At 67.0% G+C, this 16,888-nt stretch carries 17 protein-coding genes and 1 pseudogene; 6 read left to right on the top strand and 12 right to left on the bottom strand.

All coding sequences use genetic code 11. From position 1 onward, the window contains the following. Window positions 1-47: 47 nt before the first annotated feature. Entirely contained in the window at window positions 48-1,478 is a 1,431-nt protein-coding gene (locus J8I35_RS25330) for an ATP-binding protein (RefSeq protein ID WP_209927534.1), read from the top strand. A 13-nt stretch (window positions 1,479-1,491) separates the two neighbouring features. After that, entirely contained in the window at window positions 1,492-2,034 is a 543-nt protein-coding gene (locus J8I35_RS25325; protein ID WP_021156278.1) for a response regulator transcription factor, read from the top strand. Between the two features lie 64 nt (window positions 2,035-2,098). Here J8I35_RS25325 and hslU read toward each other — a convergent pair whose 3' ends face one another. The 8 genes from hslU to dapF form a co-directional block, all read right to left on the bottom strand. Further along, the gene (gene hslU / locus J8I35_RS25320) at window positions 2,099-3,442 is read right to left on the bottom strand and encodes an ATP-dependent protease ATPase subunit HslU (protein WP_209927532.1); all 1,344 of its coding nucleotides are present in this window, start codon (window positions 3,440-3,442) and stop codon (window positions 2,099-2,101) included. A 10-nt stretch (window positions 3,443-3,452) separates the two neighbouring features. Further along, entirely contained in the window at window positions 3,453-3,989 is a 537-nt protein-coding gene (gene hslV / locus J8I35_RS25315) for an ATP-dependent protease subunit HslV (protein ID WP_006755256.1), read from the bottom strand. A gap of 237 nt (window positions 3,990-4,226) precedes the next feature. Next, window positions 4,227-4,643, bottom strand: a complete 417-nt coding sequence (dksA, locus tag J8I35_RS25310; RefSeq protein ID WP_006477498.1) for an RNA polymerase-binding protein DksA — start codon at window positions 4,641-4,643, stop codon at window positions 4,227-4,229. 494 nt (window positions 4,644-5,137) lie between these two features. After that, complete coding sequence (locus J8I35_RS25305) at window positions 5,138-6,220, bottom strand: GTP-binding protein (RefSeq protein ID WP_176016704.1); 1,083 nt, start codon at window positions 6,218-6,220, stop codon at window positions 5,138-5,140. Window positions 6,221-6,408: 188 nt separating this feature from the next. Next, a complete protein-coding gene (locus J8I35_RS25300) occupies window positions 6,409-7,623 on the bottom strand; it encodes a class I SAM-dependent rRNA methyltransferase (protein ID WP_050017945.1) in 1,215 nt (404 codons plus the stop codon). 76 nt (window positions 7,624-7,699) lie between these two features. Beyond that, entirely contained in the window at window positions 7,700-8,620 is a 921-nt protein-coding gene (gene xerC / locus J8I35_RS25295) for a tyrosine recombinase XerC (protein ID WP_089488909.1), read from the bottom strand. A gap of 13 nt (window positions 8,621-8,633) precedes the next feature. Next, window positions 8,634-9,359 carry a DUF484 family protein gene (locus J8I35_RS25290; RefSeq protein WP_050017936.1) on the bottom strand — a complete coding sequence of 242 codons (726 nt, stop codon included), beginning with the start codon at window positions 9,357-9,359 and terminating at the stop codon, window positions 8,634-8,636. Window positions 9,360-9,396: 37 nt separating this feature from the next. After that, complete coding sequence (gene dapF, locus J8I35_RS25285; protein ID WP_209927530.1) at window positions 9,397-10,281, bottom strand: diaminopimelate epimerase; 885 nt, start codon at window positions 10,279-10,281, stop codon at window positions 9,397-9,399. A 194-nt stretch (window positions 10,282-10,475) separates the two neighbouring features. On the opposite strand from dapF, the pseudogene J8I35_RS25280 reads away from it, so the two are divergent. Continuing rightward, window positions 10,476-10,622, top strand: a pseudogene (locus J8I35_RS25280) (addiction module antidote protein, HigA family); the annotation flags it as partial. Between the two features lie 28 nt (window positions 10,623-10,650). Here J8I35_RS25280 and lpxL read toward each other — a convergent pair. Further along, entirely contained in the window at window positions 10,651-11,535 is an 885-nt protein-coding gene (gene lpxL / locus J8I35_RS25275; protein ID WP_089488908.1) for a lauroyl acyltransferase LpxL, read from the bottom strand. 265 nt (window positions 11,536-11,800) lie between these two features. On the opposite strand from lpxL, the gene metK reads away from it, so the two are divergent. Continuing rightward, the gene (metK, locus tag J8I35_RS25270; protein ID WP_050017940.1) at window positions 11,801-12,988 is read left to right on the top strand and encodes a methionine adenosyltransferase; all 1,188 of its coding nucleotides are present in this window, start codon (window positions 11,801-11,803) and stop codon (window positions 12,986-12,988) included. Between the two features lie 106 nt (window positions 12,989-13,094). Here the strand turns inward: metK and J8I35_RS25265 are convergent, their stop codons facing one another. Next, window positions 13,095-13,436, bottom strand: coding sequence for a hypothetical protein (locus tag J8I35_RS25265; RefSeq protein ID WP_006753005.1), 342 nt, complete (start codon window positions 13,434-13,436; stop codon window positions 13,095-13,097). A gap of 352 nt (window positions 13,437-13,788) precedes the next feature. On the opposite strand from J8I35_RS25265, the gene J8I35_RS25260 reads away from it, so the two are divergent. Beyond that, window positions 13,789-14,562 (top strand): phytanoyl-CoA dioxygenase family protein, encoded by a 774-nt coding sequence (locus J8I35_RS25260; protein ID WP_050017942.1) that lies wholly within the window; start codon window positions 13,789-13,791, stop codon window positions 14,560-14,562. A 204-nt stretch (window positions 14,563-14,766) separates the two neighbouring features. Here J8I35_RS25260 and J8I35_RS25255 read toward each other — a convergent pair whose 3' ends face one another. Then, window positions 14,767-14,973 carry a DUF3185 family protein gene (locus tag J8I35_RS25255; protein WP_006477510.1) on the bottom strand — a complete coding sequence of 69 codons (207 nt, stop codon included), beginning with the start codon at window positions 14,971-14,973 and terminating at the stop codon, window positions 14,767-14,769. A gap of 193 nt (window positions 14,974-15,166) precedes the next feature. On the opposite strand from J8I35_RS25255, the gene mgrA reads away from it, so the two are divergent. Then, window positions 15,167-16,210, top strand: a complete 1,044-nt coding sequence (mgrA, locus tag J8I35_RS25250; RefSeq protein WP_050017943.1) for an L-glyceraldehyde 3-phosphate reductase — start codon at window positions 15,167-15,169, stop codon at window positions 16,208-16,210. A gap of 105 nt (window positions 16,211-16,315) precedes the next feature. On the opposite strand, the gene J8I35_RS25245 is transcribed toward mgrA, so the two are convergent. Beyond that, window positions 16,316-16,501: a hypothetical protein gene (locus tag J8I35_RS25245; protein ID WP_006482800.1), complete on the bottom strand. Its 186-nt coding sequence runs from the start codon at window positions 16,499-16,501 to the stop codon at window positions 16,316-16,318. Between the last annotated feature and the right edge of the window lie 387 nt (window positions 16,502-16,888).

The raw sequence follows: 16,888 nt of genomic DNA, 5'->3' as shown, positions 1-16,888 counted from the left end.
TCCGGCCCCGCTAGAGGCGCCGGGCGCTAAACGGGTAAACTGCCCGGATGCAACGAATCACCACCACCGGGCGCGTCAACCTCAGTCACCTGTTCTGGCTGCGCAATCTTGCGATCATCGGCCAGCTCGTGACGATCGGCGTCGTGCAGACCTATTTTGGCGTGCATCTGCCGTTGCCGGCGATGCTGATGGTCATCGCGCTCGAAATCGTTTTCAACGCGCTGACCTGGGTGCGCGTGCTGCGCGCGCGGCCCGAGACCAATTTCGAGCTGCTCGGCCAGCTGTGGGTCGACCTCGGTGCGCTGTCCGCGCTGCTGTTCCTGTCGGGCGGGACGACCAACCCGTTCGTGTCGCTGTACCTGCCGTCGCTCGCGATCGCGGCGGCGGTGCTGCCGTGGCACCTGATGATCTGGCTCGCGGCGTTCGCGGTCGCCTGCTACGCGGCGCTCGGCTTCGACTCGGTGCCGCTCAACATGGACAACCCGGCGAACCTGTTCGATTACTACCGTACCGGCATGTGGGCGAACTTCATGGTCAGCGTCGGGCTGATCGCGTGGTTCGTCGCGCGCATGTCGAACGCGCTGCGCCAGCGCGACGCGGCGCTCGGCGAGGCGCAGCAGCATCTGCTGCGCGACGAGCGGGCCGTCGCGCTCGGCGTGCAGGCCGCCACCGTCGCGCATGAAATGGGCACGCCGCTGTCGACGATCGCGATGCTCGCCGAGGAGTTGCGCGACGCGGCGCGCGCCGATCCGGGGCTCGCACGCTACGAGGCCGACCTGAAGGTGCTCGAGGAACAGATGTCGCTGTGCACGTCGGCGCTCGCGCGCCTGCGCAGCCGCGCGAGCGCGCCGGCGAGCCGCCAGCCGGTGGACGACTGGCTCGACACGTTCGTCGAGCACTGGCGTCTGCGGCATCCGCACGTGCAGTTCGAACTGCTCGGCGCGCGCCCGGCGGGCGTCGCGCTCGACGATACGGTCGCGGCCGGCCAGATCCTGACGATCCTGCTCGACAACGCCGCGCGCGCGAGCCCGCAGCGCGTGACGCTCGCTGCGAAGGTCGCGCATGGCGGCACGGCCGACGAAATCGAATTCGAGGTATGCGACGACGGGCCCGGTATTCCGGCCGCGCTGCGCGAATCGCTCGGCGCGATGCCGGTCGACAGTACGCAGGGCGGGCACGGCGTCGGCCTGTATCTGGCGTTTAGCGCGGCCGCGCGGCTGGGCGGCGAGATCGAACTGTCCGACGTCACGCCGCGCGCGGCGGCCGGCAACGGGCGGGCCGGCGGTGCGGCGAATGGCCACGCGGCGGCCGCATCGGGACAACGCGCGGGCTCGCGCACGGGCGCACATGCAGCCGACCGGCCAGCCGGCACGCCGGACGGCCGCCCGGCTGGCGCGCCGGCCGGGCGCGGCACGCGGGCCGTGCTGCGCCTGCCGGTCGTGCGCGTCGCGCTGCCGGCGGCCTCAACCAACACGTAGACGGAGAAACCACATGAGTGAGAACAATTTCCTGGTGATCGACGACAACGAGGTGTTCGCGGGCACGCTCGCGCGCGGCCTCGAGCGCCGCGGTTACGCTGTCCAGCAGGCGCATGACAAGGAGGCGGCGCTGCGGCTCGCCGCGGGCGGCAAGTTCCAGTTCATCACCGTCGACCTGCATCTCGGCGAGGATTCGGGACTGAGCCTGATCGCGCCGTTGTGCGACCTGCAGCCCGACGCGCGCATTCTCGTGCTGACCGGCTATGCGAGCATCGCGACCGCCGTGCAGGCCGTGAAGGAAGGTGCCGACAACTACCTCGCGAAGCCGGCGAACGTCGAGTCGATCCTGGCCGCGCTGCAGACCAACGCGACCGAAGTGCAGGCCGACGAAGCGCTGGAGAACCCGGTCGTGCTGTCGGTGGACCGGCTTGAATGGGAGCACATCCAGCGCGTGCTGGCCGAGAACAACAACAACATTTCGGCGACCGCGCGTGCGCTGAACATGCACCGCCGCACGCTGCAGCGCAAGCTCGCGAAGAAGCCGGTGCGCCAGTAAGCGGCGCACCAACGAAAACGGGCGGCCCGCCGGGCCGCCCGTCTCTCATCCGGCGCCGTGCGCGTTACAGCACGTAGCGCGACAGGTCTTCGTCCTGCGACACTTCGCCGAGTGCGCGGTCGACATACTTCGCGTCGATCGTCACGCGCTCGCCGGCGTGGTTGCCCGCCGAGAACGACACTTCCTCGAGCAGTTTCTCGATCACCGTGTACAGCCGGCGCGCGCCGATGTTCTCGGTTTTCTCGTTGACCGCGAACGCGATCTCGGCGAGGCGCCGGATACCGTCGTCGGCGAATTCGAGCTGTACCTCTTCGGTCGCGAGCAGCGCCTGGTACTGCTTGACGAGGCTCGCGTCGGTCGCGACGAGGATCGCTTCGAAGTCGTTCACCGACAGCGAATCGAGTTCGACGCGGATCGGGAAGCGGCCCTGCAGTTCCGGAATCAGGTCGCTCGGCTTCGCGAGGTGGAACGCGCCGCTCGCGATGAACAGGACGTGATCGGTCTTCACCATCCCGTACTTCGTGTTGACCGTCGTGCCTTCGACGAGCGGCAGCAGGTCGCGCTGCACGCCCTGGCGCGACACTTCGCCGCCGCTGCCTTCGTTGTTGCGCGACGTGATCTTGTCGATCTCGTCGAGGAACACGATGCCGTTCTGCTCGACGTTCTGCACGGCTTTCGTCTTCACTTCCTCTTCGTTGAGCATCTTCGCCGCTTCTTCGTCGGTCAGCAGCTTCAGCGCTTCCTTGATTTTCACCTTGCGGCGCTGCTTCTTGCCGCTGCCGAGGTTCGAGAACATCGAGCGGATCTGCTCGGTCATCTCTTCCATCCCGGGCGGCGCCATGATGTCCATGCCGACCGACGGCTGCTCGAGGTCGAGCTCGACTTCCTTGTCGTCGAGCTGGCCTTCGCGCAGGCGCTTGCGGAACGTCTGACGGGTTGCGTTGTTGTCGTCGTTCGCGTGCTCGGCATTGCCGCCGAAGCCGACCGCGCGCGGTTGCGGCAGCAGGATGTCGAGGATGCGGTCTTCGGCCTGGTCGGTCGCCTTGCTGCGCACCTTGCGCATTTCGGATTCGCGCGTCTGCTTGACCGAGATCTCGATCAGGTCGCGCACGATGCTGTCGACATCGCGGCCGACGTAGCCGACTTCGGTGAACTTGGTCGCTTCGATCTTGATGAACGGCGCGTCGGCGAGCTTCGCGAGGCGGCGCGCGATTTCGGTCTTGCCGACGCCCGTCGGCCCGATCATCAGAATGTTCTTCGGGGTGATTTCCTGGCGCAGCGGCTCGGCGACCTGCTGGCGGCGCCAGCGGTTGCGCAGCGCGACGGCGACGGCCTTCTTCGCCTTCGCCTGGCCGATGATGTGCTTGTCGAGTTCCGAGACGATCTCGGCAGGGGTCATGGTGCTCATGGGGCTGTCCTTACTCGATCGTTTCGATGATGCGGTTGTGGTTCGTGTAGATGCACATGTCGCCGGCGATCCCGAGCGACTTCTCGACGATCTCGCGCGGCGACAGCTCGGTGTTCTCCGCGAGCGCGCGGGCCGCGGCCTGCGCGTACGCACCGCCCGAGCCAATCGCGCAGATCCCGCCTTCCGGGTCGAGCACGTCGCCATTGCCGGTGATCACGAGCGTGGTGGTCGCATCGGCCGTGATCAGCATCGCCTCGAGGCGGCGCAGCATCCGGTCGGTGCGCCAGTCCTTCGCGAGCTCGACGGCCGCGCGGGTCAGGTTGCCTTGGTGCTTCTCGAGCTTCGCCTCGAAGCGGTCGAGCAGCGAGAACGCATCGGCGGTGCCGCCCGCGAATCCGACCAGTACCTGGTTGTTGTAGATCCGCCGCACTTTCCGCGCGCCACCCTTCATGACGATGTTGCCGAGGGTTACCTGGCCGTCGCCGCCGAGCGCGACCTTGTCGCCGCGCCGGACCGAAACGATGGTCGTGCCGTGAAATTGCTCCATCTGCGTTCCTTGAGAAAAACGGGGAAGAGTCGGGCGGCGCGATGCGCCGCCGCGTGAATCCGCAGTGCGCCGGGGAGCGGCCCGGCGCGCGTCCGTTTCATTTTAGGGCGGGCGCCGGGATATCAAGAGGGGAAGGCAAATCGGCCGGCGGCCGGGAAGCGGTGCCGGAAAAACAAAAAGCGCGCGGCAGGCCGCGCGCTTTCGGGAAGCAGCGTGTTTGAGCGGAATGCCGCCCGATCAGTCGCCGAACAGCTTCTGGCGCAGCTCGCGGCGCTCCTGCGCCTCGAGCGACAGCGTGGCGGTCGGACGCGCGAGCAGGCGCGGAATGCCGATCGGCTCGCCGGTTTCCTCACACCAGCCGTAATCGCCGGAATCGATGCGGGCGAGCGACTGCTGAACCTTCTTGAGGAGCTTGCGTTCGCGGTCGCGCGTACGCAGCTCGAGCGCGTGCTCTTCCTCGATCGTCGCGCGGTCGGCGGGATCGGGGACGATCACCGTCTCGCGCAGGTTCTCGGTCGTCTGGCCTGCATTCTTGAGGATGTCCGCCTGCAACTGTTCGAGCCGATTTTTGAAGAAGGCGAGCTGATCCTCATTCATGTAATCCTTGTCGCTCATCTTCAGGATTTCGGCTTCGGTCAAGAGTTTCTTCGTCATCTGCTTGCTTCTTCAATGTGCGGCAAATCGAGAGATATTGCCTGCACTTTGGGATTACCCGCAACCGCGTTTGCATTCATTTGCGATTTGCCGCCGCGGGGCCGAAAGCCTCTGGAAACCGGTTCTCAAATACCAGGATAGGCCTGGCGCGGAGTTGTGCGCGCTGCGAACCGGTGTGCTGCGCGGCACATCGCATCGGCCGCGGCCGGGAGGCGGATGGGCGATCCGGCGCGGTTGCGATGCCCGGAAAACTGGTTCAGCAAGAACCGGGCCTGTTTGTTGCCGTACTCCAGCGGGCACGTATTGTAACTGAATCGCAAGCGGGCGCCGTATCGGGTCGATCCCCGTCGGCTGCGCCAATATCTAGAAAATATAACGCGCAAATCGCGAAAAAGCGATGACGGCGAAACCCTGCCCGAAAAAGGCGCCGCGCGGCGGCCGCCACCGCCCGGGCTGGCGGCCGGGCGGCGGGGCGCGGCGGGCGCCCGCGCGGGTCAGGCGAGGCAGGCGTCGAGGCCGTCGGTGATCAGGTCCTGCGGCAGGTCGACGCCGATGAACACCATCTTGTTGGTCTTCTTCTCGACCGGCAGCCACTTCGCCGCGAGGTCGCTGCCCATCATCTGGTGCACGCCCTGGAACACGACCTTGCGGTCGACGCCCTTCATGTACAGCACGCCCTTGTAGCGCAGCATCCGCTCGCCGTAGATCTGCAGGATGCCGCCGAGGAAGTCTTCCAGCTTGTTCGGGTCGAACGGGCGGTCGTTGCGGTACACGAACGACTTGATCTTGTCGTCGTGGTGCGCGTGGTGGTGGTGATGATGGTGGCCATGGTCGTGATCGTGCGCGCATTGACCGTGATCGTGGTCGCAATTCGCGTGATCGTGATCATGGCCGTGATCGTGGTGAGCGTGCGCGTGATCGTCCTCGGCGAGGAAATCGGGATCGATCTCGAGCTTCGCGTTCAGGTTGAAGCCGCGCAGGTCGAAGATTTCCTTGATGTCCGCTTCGCCGAAATTCACGACCTTGATCGCGGCCTTCGGGTTCATGTGCATCAGGCGGTGCTTGAGGCCCGCGACAGTCTGGTCGTCGACGAGGTCCGACTTCGTGATGAACAGGCGATCGGCGAAACCGACCTGGCGCTGCACGACCTCGTGTTCGTCGAGCTGCGCGTTCGCGTGCTTCGCGTCGACCAGCGTGATGACCGCGTCGAGCAGGAAATCGTCGGCGATTTCGCTGTCGATGAAGAACGTCTGGGCGACGGGGCCCGGGTTCGCGAGGCCGGTCGTCTCGATCACGATGCGGTCGAAATCGAGCTTGCCTTCGCGCTTCTTCGCGGCGAGATCGCCGAGCGTGCGCGCGAGGTCGCCGCGGATCGTGCAGCAGATGCAGCCGTTGCTCATCTGGATGATCTGCTCGTTCGAATCCTGGATGAGGATTTCGTTGTCGATGTTCTCTTCGCCGAACTCGTTCTCGATCACGGCGATCTTCATGCCGTGCTGTTCGTTCAGGATGCGCTTGAGCAGCGTCGTCTTGCCGCTGCCGAGGAAGCCGGTGAGGATGGTGACGGGAGTGGCCATGTCGGTCGCCTGTGGTTCGTGAATCGGGGTCAAAACAGGATGTGCGTCGCGCCCTCGCGCTGCGAGCCGGGGCGCACAACCAACAATTGAAACATACCTGTCAAGTTCCCGCCCGTCGTCCGGACGACAGGCGGCAACGCAGCGCCGCCAATGGGACGGGCGCGGTTGTCCGCGCTAGATCGGGGCGATCAGACGATTTGCAACAGCAGGCCCTTCAGATATTCGCCTTCCGGGAAGGCCGCGAGCAGCGGGTGATCGACACCCGCGCCCAGCCGCTTCAGGATGCGCGCGTCGACCTTCGCGTCGGCGGCCGCGCCCGCGACGATCTTCTGGAACAGGTCCATGTCGATCGCGCCCGAGCACGAGTACGTGAACAGCAGGCCGCCCGGACGCAGCAGCTTGAAGCCGCTCAGGTTGATGTCCTTGTACGCGCGCGCCGCGCGATCGACGCTGTCGCGGGTCGGCGCGAACTTCGGCGGATCGAGCACGATCAGGTCGAAACGCTCGCCTTCGTCGACGAGGCGGCGCAGCGTCTTGAACGCATCGGCGTCGAGCCAGGTCGCGCGTTCGGCGTCGAAGCCGTTGGCGACGACGTTCTGCTGCGCGAGCGCGAGCGCATCGCCCGACGAATCGATCGATACGACGCGTTTCGCGCCGCCCTTGAGCGCCGCGAGCGAGAAGCCGCCCGTGTAGCAGAAGCAGTTCAGCACGTCGCGGTCGGCCGCGTACTGCGCGACGAGCGCGCGGTTGTCGCGCTGGTCGACGTAGAAGCCCGTCTTGTGGCCGTTCGGCACGTCGACGTGATAGCGCACGCCGTTTTCATTCGCGATCAGCGTGGCGGGCGGCGCGTCGCCCGCCAGTACGCCGGTCGTCTGTTCCAGCCCTTCCTTGTCGCGGATCGACACGTCCGAGCGCTCGTACACGTTCGGGCAGCCGGTCGCGCCAGTGAGCGCCGCGACGATCGCGTCCTTCCACGCTTCGACGCCCGCGGCCATGAACTGGCAGACGAGCTGGCCGCGCGGCGCGGCGCCGGCTTCGGCGGTATCCGCGACGTAGTAGTCGACGACCAGCCCCGGCAGCCCGTCGGCTTCGCCGAACACGAGCCGCACCGCGCCCGTGCCCGACACCATCGTCGTGCGGTGCGCGACCGCGCGCTGCACGCGGCGCTTGAAGAACGCGTGATCGATCGGCTCGTGCTCGTCGAAGCTCCACACCCGCACGCGGATCTGCGACTGCGGGCTGTACGCGCCGCGCGCGAGGAAGCGGCCGTCGTGCGCGCGCACGAGCACGGTCGCGCCGGGCGCGGGTTTGCCGTCGACGCGGTCGATCGCATTGGCGTAGATCCACGGATGGCGGCGCAGCAGCGATTTTTCCTTGGACGGCTTGAGGGTGACGGTTTGCATGATGAGATCGAAATGGGCCGCGCGCGACGCCGGCCGGTGCCGGCCGCCGCGCGCGGCGGGTAACACGGGGCGCGCGTCAGTCGCGCTTCTTCGCGCGCGGATGCGCGCTGTCGTAAATCTTCGCGAGATGCTGGAAGTCGAGCGACGTATAGATCTGCGTCGCCGCGACGCTCGCGTGGCCGAGCAGTTCCTGCACCGCGCGCAGGTCGCCGCTCGACTGCAGCACGTGCGTCGCGAACGAGTGGCGCAGCACGTGCGGGTGGACGTTGGCGGGAATGCCGGCGGCGAGCGCCGCGCGCTTCACGCGCTCGCGCACGACGCCCGGCGACATCCGGTTGCCGCGCACCGACACGAACAGCGGATGCGGATCGTGCTTCACGAATTCGTCGCGCACCGCGAGCCACGCGTTCAGCGCGTCGATCGCCTTGCGGCCGACCGGCACCTTGCGCTCCTTGTTGCCCTTGCCGCGCACGGTGACCTCGGCTTCGGCGAGGTCGAGCCAGCCGGCCGAGCGGTAGCCGTCGGCCTGCGTGTACCGGACGTCGAGCCCGACCAGCTCGGCGAGGCGCAGCCCCGACGAATAGAACAGCTCGAGGATCGCGTGATCGCGGATGCCTTCGGTCGTGTCGGGCAGCGGCGTATCCATGAGCGTGACCGCATCGTCGACCGACAGCGCCTTGGGCAGCGATTTCTCGCGTTTGGGCGCGCGGACCCCGGCGACGGGGTTCGCGGGCATCTCGACGCGCTGCGCGAACCAGCGATAGAACGCACGCCATGCGGAAAGCCGGTGCGAGATCGAGCGCGCGGACAACCCGGCCGCGTGCCCGCGCACGACCGCGCCGCGCATGTCGGCGGCGGTCAATGCGTCGAGCGGCCGGCCGGCCGCGAGCTTCTTCAGTTCGTCGAGTTCGTGCGTGTACGCGCGCAGCGTGTGTTCCGACAACTGCCTGACATGCTTCAGGTTCGACAGGTAGGCGGCGATCGGATCGTCGGTCATCGCGTGCGGCGGATCAGTGCGGCAGCAGGCGCGTGAGCGCGGCGCTTGCGAGCGTCGCGATCTGCGCGAGGAAGTCGGTCGCCATCCCGTCGTGGAAGCGGCGCGGATCGGGCGAGCCGAGGACCAGCAGGCCGAACGCGGGCGCGTCGTTGCCGGCGAGCGGCGCGCGCAGCGCGAGCAGCGCGACCGACGCGGCCGCACCGTCGCCGGCCGGCGCGGCTTCGGCGCCTTCCGCCGCGCTCGCGGCCGGGGCGGCGAGCGCCGGGGCGAGCCACTGGGCGGCCTCGAAGCCCGTATTCGCGCCGCAGTACGGCGTCGACAGGCCGTTCGCGAACAGGCGCACTTCCTCGCCGACCTGGCGCGCGAAATCGGCTTGCGCGTAGGTGTCGGCGACGTCCCACACGCGCAGCGCCGTCTGCGGCACGTCGAACACGTCGGCGATGCCGTCGGCGATCGTGCGCGGCAGCGCGTACGGATCGCGTTCCGCGATCACGCGCGCGGTCCAGCGGCTGAACTTTGCGGACAGGCTGTCGTTCTCGTGGCCGTAGCGCACGAGTTCGGCGAGCCGGCGCTCGAGATGCTTGTTCTTGTCGCGCAGCATCTCCATCTGCCGCTCCTGCAGCGAGATCGCGGCCTTGCCGTGCGGGTTCGCGAGACGGATCGTCGCGAGCAGCTCGGCGTGCTGCGCGAAGAATTCGGGATTGGCGAGCAGGTAGTCGGCGACTTCGCGATCGTTCATGTGGCTGGCGCGTTCAGTTATCAAGGACGTTGCAGGGTCAGGCATTCAGGTCGATCTCGCCTTCGAACACGGTCGTGGCGGGGCCGGCCATCATCAGCGCGGCGGCTTCGTCGTGCGCGCCGTCCCAGCCGATCGTCAGCGTGCCGCCGTGGGTGTGCACGGTCACGGGCGAATCGAGCAGGCCGCGCCGGATGCCGGCCGCGACCGCCGCGCATGCGCCGGTGCCGCACGCGAGCGTCTCGCCCGCGCCGCGTTCGTACACGCGCAGCTTCACCTCGTGGCGCGACACGATCTGCATGAAGCCGGCGTTCACGCGCTGCGGGAAGCGCGCATGGCGCTCGATCAGCGGGCCTTCTTCCAGCACCGGATACGCCTCGACATCGTCGACGACCTGCACCGCGTGCGGGTTGCCCATCGACACCGTCGAGATCCAGCGCGTCGCGCCGCCGACGTCGAGCGGCCACAGCGTGTCGTTGCCTTCCTTGCGGCCGTCGAGGCCCGTCGCGCCTGGACCGGCCGTATCGAACGGCACCTGTGCCGGCGCGAACACGGGCGCGCCCATGTCGACGACGACTTCGCCGTTGTCCTGCAGCGTCAGCGTAATCAGGCCCTTCATGACCTGCACGCGCACGCTGCGCTTGTCGGTCAGGCCGCGGTCGCTGACGAACTTCACGAAACAGCGCGCGCCGTTGCCGCAGTGTTCGACCTCGCCGCCGTCGCAATTGAAGATCCGGTACTTGAAATCCGCGCCGTCGACGGTCGGCTTCTCGACCAGCAGCAACTGGTCGGCGCCGATGCCGAAGTGGCGGTTGGCGAGCGCGCGCACCTGCGCGTCGGTGAGCGGCGGCAGCGCGCGCGAGTAACCGTCGAGCACGACGAAGTCGTTGCCCGCGCCGTGCATCTTGGTGAACGAGAGTTTCACTGGGTCCGGAATTCCATGGCGAACAAGGCGGTCGGCACGACACGGACGGCCGCCGGCCATGCCGGGCGGCCTCGTTCGTCGTGCTGATCTCAACCGCAAATGATACATGCAGCCGACGGGGGCGTCCCGCGCGGGCGGGGCCGCGCGTCTGTCGTGCAGATGGGAAGGGGCGCTATTTGCCGATCGGCCGACTGGACATGGCGTTGCGGCTCGAGGCGTGGCTCGGCGAGGAAAACGGGGGAAAGGCCGATCTGTGGCTCGCGCAGCAGTCGGCCTACGATCTCGGGCAGGCGCGCGCGAAGGGTGCGCCGAAGGTGGCGAGGGCGCAGGCGCGCGCATGACGGCGCACCCGCGAACGTCGCGGCAGGGTCAGTACAGGCTCGGCTCGCCGGGCGGGCGCGTCTTGAAGCGCTTGTGCACCCAGTAGTACTGCTCGGGCATCAGCGGAATCTGTTCCTCGAGGAATGCGTTCATCCGCCGCGCGTCGAGATCGTCGTCGCCGGTCGGGTAGTGATCCCACGGCTTGAATACCTTCAGACGGTAGCCCTTGTAGTTCGGCAGCACCTCGCCGATGAACGGCACGACCTGCGCGCGGCCCGTCTTCGCGAGCCGGCCGACGGCCGTCAGCGTGCAGGCCGGCACGCCGAAGAACGGGACGAACGTCGAGTTGCGCAGCCCGTAGTCCATGTCCGCGCCGAGCATCACCGGCTTGCGGTCGCGCAGCCAGCGCAGCACGACGCGCGCGCTGTCCGCGCGGCCGACCATCTCGGCGTCGAAGCGCCCGCGCGCCTTCTTCGCCTCTTCCTCGAGCACCGCGTTCGAGAACGGCTGGTAAAGCGATCCGCAGCGGCGGTGCAGCGACCGGTTCAGCCAGATCGAACCGGCCTCGATGCCGACGAAGTGCAGGCCGAGGAACAGCGTCGGCGGCAGGTCGGGATCGTCGAGATCGACCGCGCTGTCGACCTGGATCAGCTTCGCGAGCTTCTTCTCCGAGCCGAACCACTGGACGCTGCGCTCGACGTAGCTGCGGATCGCATGACGGAAATGCTGGCCGGCCACTTCCTCGCGCCGTTCGTCGCTCCAGTCGGGGAAGCAGAGTTTCAGATTCGTATGTACGATGCGCTTTCGCCGGCTGGGGATCTGATACAGCAGCCAGCCGAGGCCATCGCCGAACCGTGCGGTCAGACCGTACGGCAGCAGGGCGAGCAGCTTCAGCAAGCCGATGGCGAGGTGCGTGCCGAGGCGGCCTAGCATGCGGAATCTCCGTGGGGCCGGCTGGCCGGCACGTTGCGAACAGGGTGGTAAGACAGCGGAAGATGCAGCACGGGCGGCGCTCTGTGACAATTCAGGAAAGCCGCTATAATACGGGCTTCGCCGAGTTAACTGACAACTTGCGGGGCGAAGCCGGCTGGCGCGACACACGCTGCCCGGTCCTGGTAATCCGCTAAAGCGTCGCCGCTTCAGGCCCAACGAAGCTGGCTACGTGAAACCAACCGTAACCACACAGGAGCCTGAAAAAGTGGCAAACGATTATCTCTTCACGTCCGAATCCGTCTCCGAAGGCCATCCGGACAAGGTCGCGGACCAAATCTCGGACGCGATTCTCGACGCCATCCTCGAGCAGGACAAATACTCCCGCGTTGCGGCCGAAACGCTGTGCAACACGGGTCTCGTCGTGCTGGCTGGTGAAATCACCACGACGGCCAACATCGATTACATCCAGATCGCGCGCGATACGATCAAGCGCATCGGCTACGACAACACCGACTACGGCATCGACTACAAGGGTTGCGCGGTGCTCGTCGCGTACGACAAGCAGTCGCCGGACATCGCGCAGGGCGTCGATCGCGCGCACGACGACAACCTCGACCAAGGCGCGGGCGACCAGGGCCTGATGTTCGGCTATGCGTGCGACGAAACGCCGGAACTGATGCCGCTGCCGATCTACCTGTCGCACCGGCTCGTCGAGCGCCAGGCCAGCCTGCGCCGCGACGGTCGCCTGCAATGGCTGCGTCCGGACGCGAAGTCGCAGGTCACCGTCCGCTACGTCGACGGCAAGCCCGATTCGATCGACACCGTCGTGCTGTCGACGCAGCATGCGCCGGACATCGAGCTGCCGGCGCTGCGCGAAGCGGTGATCGAGGAAATCATCAAGCCGACGCTGCCGGCCGACCTGATCAAGGGCGACATCAAGTTCCTCGTGAACCCGACCGGCCGGTTCGTGATCGGCGGCCCGCAAGGCGATTGCGGCCTGACCGGCCGCAAGATCATCGTCGATACCTACGGCGGTGCCGCACCGCACGGCGGCGGCGCGTTCTCGGGCAAGGATCCGTCGAAGGTCGACCGTTCGGCTGCGTATGCGGGCCGCTACGTCGCGAAGAACATCGTCGCGGCCGGCCTCGCGTCGCGCGCGCTGATCCAGGTGTCGTACGCGATCGGCGTGGCCGAGCCGACCTCGGTGATGGTCAACACGTTCGGCACGGGCCGCGTGTCGGATGCGGTGATCACGAAGCTCGTGCGCGAGCATTTCGATCTGCGTCCGAAGGGCATCATCAAGATGCTCGACCTGCTGCGCCCGATCTACGAGAAGACGGCAGCTTACGGCCACTTCGGCCGCGAAGAGCCGGAATTCTCGTGGGAAGCGACCGACAAGGCGCTCGTGCTGGCCGAAGCGGCCGGCGTGGAGCCGACGGCACGCGTCGCGTAAGCGTCGTCCGCCTGAAACGAAAAACCCCGGCATGCCGGGGTTTTTTTGCGTGTGGAGCGCCGGCGAAATGACGGCGATCGTGGCGGGCCTGCCCGCCGGCGCGGTTTCAGCGTGCGCTGAACCCGAACCACCCATTGCTGGCCGCGAGGCGGCGCGGGCGGTTGATGCGGCGCTGCGGGCCGAGCGTGCGGCGCAGCGCGAGCGCGCGCAGCGACGACGGCTTCTGCAGCAGCGAACGCAGGCCGGCGCGGCGTGCGAACGCCTGCGCGCTCATCATCGAGAAGAATGCGTGGAACCACGCGCGGATGCCGTCCAGCCGGCTGTGCGCGTGCGTGTGCCTGGCGAGCGCCTGCGTGCGGGCGCGGTGATGGCGCAGCGAGCGGGCGGGAGCGGACGGCACGACGCGCTTCGCAGCGCGGTTGAAACGGGAAGTCAGACGGAATGGCATGTGAACGATGCTTCGCTTGTATGGGTGGCGCCCTGCAGAGCGCACTGGTATGAACGGCCTCGGATGACGCAACGGATCTTATCGAAACCCGTTGCGCGCCGCGCCCGCCAGAATTGACAGGCCGCGTCAGGCTACAGGGGATTCGTGACGCGCAAAAGTCGCGATAAACCCTTGTGCCGCAACGCGTGTGCCGCATACCGCCTGTCGCTGAGGCAGGCGCCGCGCCGCACAGTTCCCTTGCGCTGGATCAAATCCGCGATTGGCATGCCCCTGCGCACGACAATGGCGCTGTTCGTGGTATCCGGCGCCGATTTACAATCGTCACATTCACACAATAAACGTCTGGCATCCCATGTCGTCTCCATTGCAGTCGGAATCGATCCGCGCGCAAGTCGCGGAATTGCGCGAGCGCGGCTTCGTCGTCGCGCGCGGCCTCGTCGGCGAAGCGCAGTGCGCGGCGCTCAGGCAGATCGCGGAGCGCCAGTTGCGGGAGGCCGCCGAGCCGATCGAGTTCGAGGCCGACCTGCGCTATCCGGGCGCGCCCGAGTCGAAGCATGCGCCGGGCGGGCATACGGTGCGACGGCTGCTCGATGCGTATTCGCGCGATCCGGCGTTCGCCGCGCGCGCGATCGCGCCCGAGATCGGCGCATGGATGCGCGAGTATTTCGGTGAAGAGCCGGTGCTGTCGCGCGCGCATCACAACTGCATGATGACGAAGCACCCGGCGTACGGCAGCCTGACCGGCTGGCATCGCGATTTCCGCTACTGGGCGTTCGAGCGCCCGGACATGGTCTCGGTGTGGCTTGCGCTCGGGCCGGAAACCAACGAGAACGGCGCGCTGTGGCTGGTGCCGGGTTCGCATACGGCCGAATTCGGGCCGGAAGCGTTCGACGACGCGAAGTTCTTCCGCAGCGATCTGCCGGAAAACCGCAGGATGATCGACGCGGCCACGTGCCCGTCGCTGCAGACGGGCGACGTCGTGTTCTTCCACAGCAACACGCTGCATTCGGCCGGGCAGAACCGTTCCGACCAGGTGAAGTTCTCGCTCGTGTACACGTATCACGGCGCGAGCAACCGGCCGCTGCCCGGCACACGCTCGGCGTCGAAGCCGGAAGTGCCGTTCTAGGCGCGGATTCGGCGACGCCGCGATACTCGGGCGATGCAGCGCATCGCGGGCGAATGAAACGACGGGCGGCCTGGCCGCCCGTTTCGTTTGGCGCGGCTCGCGTGCGTGATGTCGACACGATGAGCCGGTCGCCGTAGGCCGGATAGTCGATCGAGCCGCTCTCGATGCAATCGCGAGCCGTGCATGCGGCGCGATGCGGTGCGATCAGCGCTTGCCGCCCGGCATCGCGAGGCCGATCAGGCCGACGAACGACGCGACGGCGCCGCCGACGATCAGCAGGATCGTCTTCGTCGCCGGCGAGCCGGTGAAGAAGCGCGACACGTTGTCGTTGATCGAATGGAACGACTGGCCGCCGAAATACAGCAGCACGACGCCGCCGACGAGCAGTGCAACCGAGATGACCCGGGACATACCAACCTCGCTGAAACGGTGATTCGAGACGCCGCAGTGTAGGCGAGCGCCGCGGTCGCGTCCATCGTCGTGCCGCCGTGCACGATCCGGCCGCTTTCGCTACCATGGTCGTCGTATGACTTCTTCGCCGCCGTCGCGCCATGGGCGCGGCCGGCGCGCGTCCCTTCCCCCGATGTCCTGACGGAACAGACTCATGGCCTACGAAGCAGCTTCCGAACGTTATGCCGGCATGCAATACCGCACCTGCGGCAAATCCGGGCTTCAACTGCCCGCCCTGTCGCTCGGTCTGTGGCACAACTTCGGCGATTCGACGCCGATCTCGACGCAGCGCGAGATCCTGCGCACCGCGTTCGACCTCGGCATCAACCACTTCGACCTCGCGAACAACTACGGGCCGCCGTACGGCAGCGCCGAAACCAACTTTGGCCGACTGCTGAAGGAGGATTTCCGGCCGTATCGCGACGAGCTGCTGATCTCGACGAAGGCCGGCTGGGACATGTGGCCGGGGCCGTACGGCAGCGGCGGCGGATCGCGCAAATACGTGCTCGCGAGCCTCGACCAGAGCTTGCAGCGGATGGGGCTCGACTACGTCGACATCTTCTACTCGCACCGTTTCGACGCACATACGCCGCTCGAGGAAACCGCCGGCGCGCTCGCGTCGGCGGTGCAGCAGGGCAAGGCGCTCTACATCGGCATCTCGTCGTACTCGGCCGCGAAGACGCGCGAGATGGCCGCGCTGCTCGCGCAATACAAGGTGCCGCTGCTGATTCACCAGCCGTCGTACAACCTGCTGAACCGCTGGATCGAAGAGGATCTGCTCGGCACGCTCGACGACGTCGGCGCGGGCAGCATCGCGTTCACGCCGCTCGCGCAGGGTTTGCTCACGTCGAAGTACCTGAACGGCGTGCCGGCCGACGCGCGCGTGAACAAGCCGGGCGGCGGCTCGCTGAAGCAGGATCACCTGAGCGCGGACAACCTCGAGCATGTGCGCAAGCTCAACGCGATCGCCGAACGGCGCGGCCAGAGCCTTGCACAGATGGCGCTGGCGTGGGTGCTGCGTAACGGCCGCGTGACGTCCGCGCTGATCGGTGCGAGCCGGGCCGAGCAGGTGCGCGAGAACGTCGGTGCGTTGAAGAACCTCGAATTCTCCGCTGAGGAACTCACGGAGATCGATCGTTACGCGACGGAAGGCGGCATCAATCTGTGGGAAAAGCCCTCCACGGATCAGGCGATCTGATCGAAAGTCGATACGGGATGCGAAACATCGCGTGCCGTATCGGTCACGCGCAGGCAGTCCGTCGCGTCGCTGCGGGGCAGCGACGCACGTCACGCGCCGATGGCGCTAGATCAGCGCAGGCAGGCCTTCAACGAGCAACACAGCGACGCCGACGCCGAGAATGACGCCGAGCACGCGCAGCAGGTTGTGACGGAATTGCGTGGCGCATGGCACCGCGCCGAGAAATAGCGCTCCGGCCAGCGCCATCGGAATCAACAGAATGAAGTCGCCGATCGTGAAATAGGTCGTCATGCGTGTCTCCAGTGTCGGCCGAAGTGGGCGCTTCAGTGCTTGCCTGGCGGCTCCATCCCTGCGGGATATCGGCCCGAAACGGCACGCGTGCGCTCACCCCGGCGCCATGCCGGGTGTTTCTAGTGGGTCCGGCCCGTCGTACGCAGGCCGGTCAATTCGAGTATAGGCAACCGGCGGCGTTTTTCGCTATCCGAACCATTAAAAATCAGCGGAAAACCGCGGGAATCCCGCGGTTTTCGCGCAAACAAGACGAACGCCTTGCGCGTATCTTTCCCGTTCCTTTCGATTTTCGCGGAATCGTCGTATGTGTCCGATGCGGGCCGCCGCACCCGCGGGTGCGGCGGCCCCCCCCCGCCCCCGCCGGCGGGGTGGGGGCGGCCCGGCCGC

Source organism: Burkholderia sp. CpTa8-5, from assembly GCF_017815045.1.
Taxonomy (GTDB): domain Bacteria; phylum Pseudomonadota; class Gammaproteobacteria; order Burkholderiales; family Burkholderiaceae; genus Burkholderia; species Burkholderia sola.
Note: the sequence above shows the minus strand (reverse complement) of the source record. Positions and strands in the feature narration are given on the sequence as shown.

Excerpts from the sequence above, each read along its gene's own strand:
- J8I35_RS25330 (WP_209927534.1), top strand. The coding sequence starts at position 48 with ATGCAACGAATCACCACCACCGGGCGCGTCAACCTCAGTCACCTGTTC.
- J8I35_RS25325 (WP_021156278.1), top strand. The coding sequence starts at position 1,492 with ATGAGTGAGAACAATTTCCTGGTGATCGACGACAACGAGGTGTTCGCG.
- hslU (WP_209927532.1), bottom strand. The coding sequence starts at position 3,442 with ATGAGCACCATGACCCCTGCCGAGATCGTCTCGGAACTCGACAAGCAC.
- hslV (WP_006755256.1), bottom strand. The coding sequence starts at position 3,989 with ATGGAGCAATTTCACGGCACGACCATCGTTTCGGTCCGGCGCGGCGAC.
- dksA (WP_006477498.1), bottom strand. The coding sequence starts at position 4,643 with ATGACGAAGAAACTCTTGACCGAAGCCGAAATCCTGAAGATGAGCGAC.
- J8I35_RS25305 (WP_176016704.1), bottom strand. The coding sequence starts at position 6,220 with ATGGCCACTCCCGTCACCATCCTCACCGGCTTCCTCGGCAGCGGCAAG.
- J8I35_RS25300 (WP_050017945.1), bottom strand. The coding sequence starts at position 7,623 with ATGCAAACCGTCACCCTCAAGCCGTCCAAGGAAAAATCGCTGCTGCGC.
- xerC (WP_089488909.1), bottom strand. The coding sequence starts at position 8,620 with ATGACCGACGATCCGATCGCCGCCTACCTGTCGAACCTGAAGCATGTC.
- J8I35_RS25290 (WP_050017936.1), bottom strand. The coding sequence starts at position 9,359 with ATGAACGATCGCGAAGTCGCCGACTACCTGCTCGCCAATCCCGAATTC.
- lpxL (WP_089488908.1), bottom strand. The coding sequence starts at position 11,535 with ATGCTAGGCCGCCTCGGCACGCACCTCGCCATCGGCTTGCTGAAGCTG.
- J8I35_RS25265 (WP_006753005.1), bottom strand. The coding sequence starts at position 13,436 with ATGCCATTCCGTCTGACTTCCCGTTTCAACCGCGCTGCGAAGCGCGTC.
- J8I35_RS25260 (WP_050017942.1), top strand. The coding sequence starts at position 13,789 with ATGTCGTCTCCATTGCAGTCGGAATCGATCCGCGCGCAAGTCGCGGAA.
- J8I35_RS25255 (WP_006477510.1), bottom strand. The coding sequence starts at position 14,973 with ATGTCCCGGGTCATCTCGGTTGCACTGCTCGTCGGCGGCGTCGTGCTG.
- mgrA (WP_050017943.1), top strand. The coding sequence starts at position 15,167 with ATGGCCTACGAAGCAGCTTCCGAACGTTATGCCGGCATGCAATACCGC.
- J8I35_RS25245 (WP_006482800.1), bottom strand. The coding sequence starts at position 16,501 with ATGACGACCTATTTCACGATCGGCGACTTCATTCTGTTGATTCCGATG.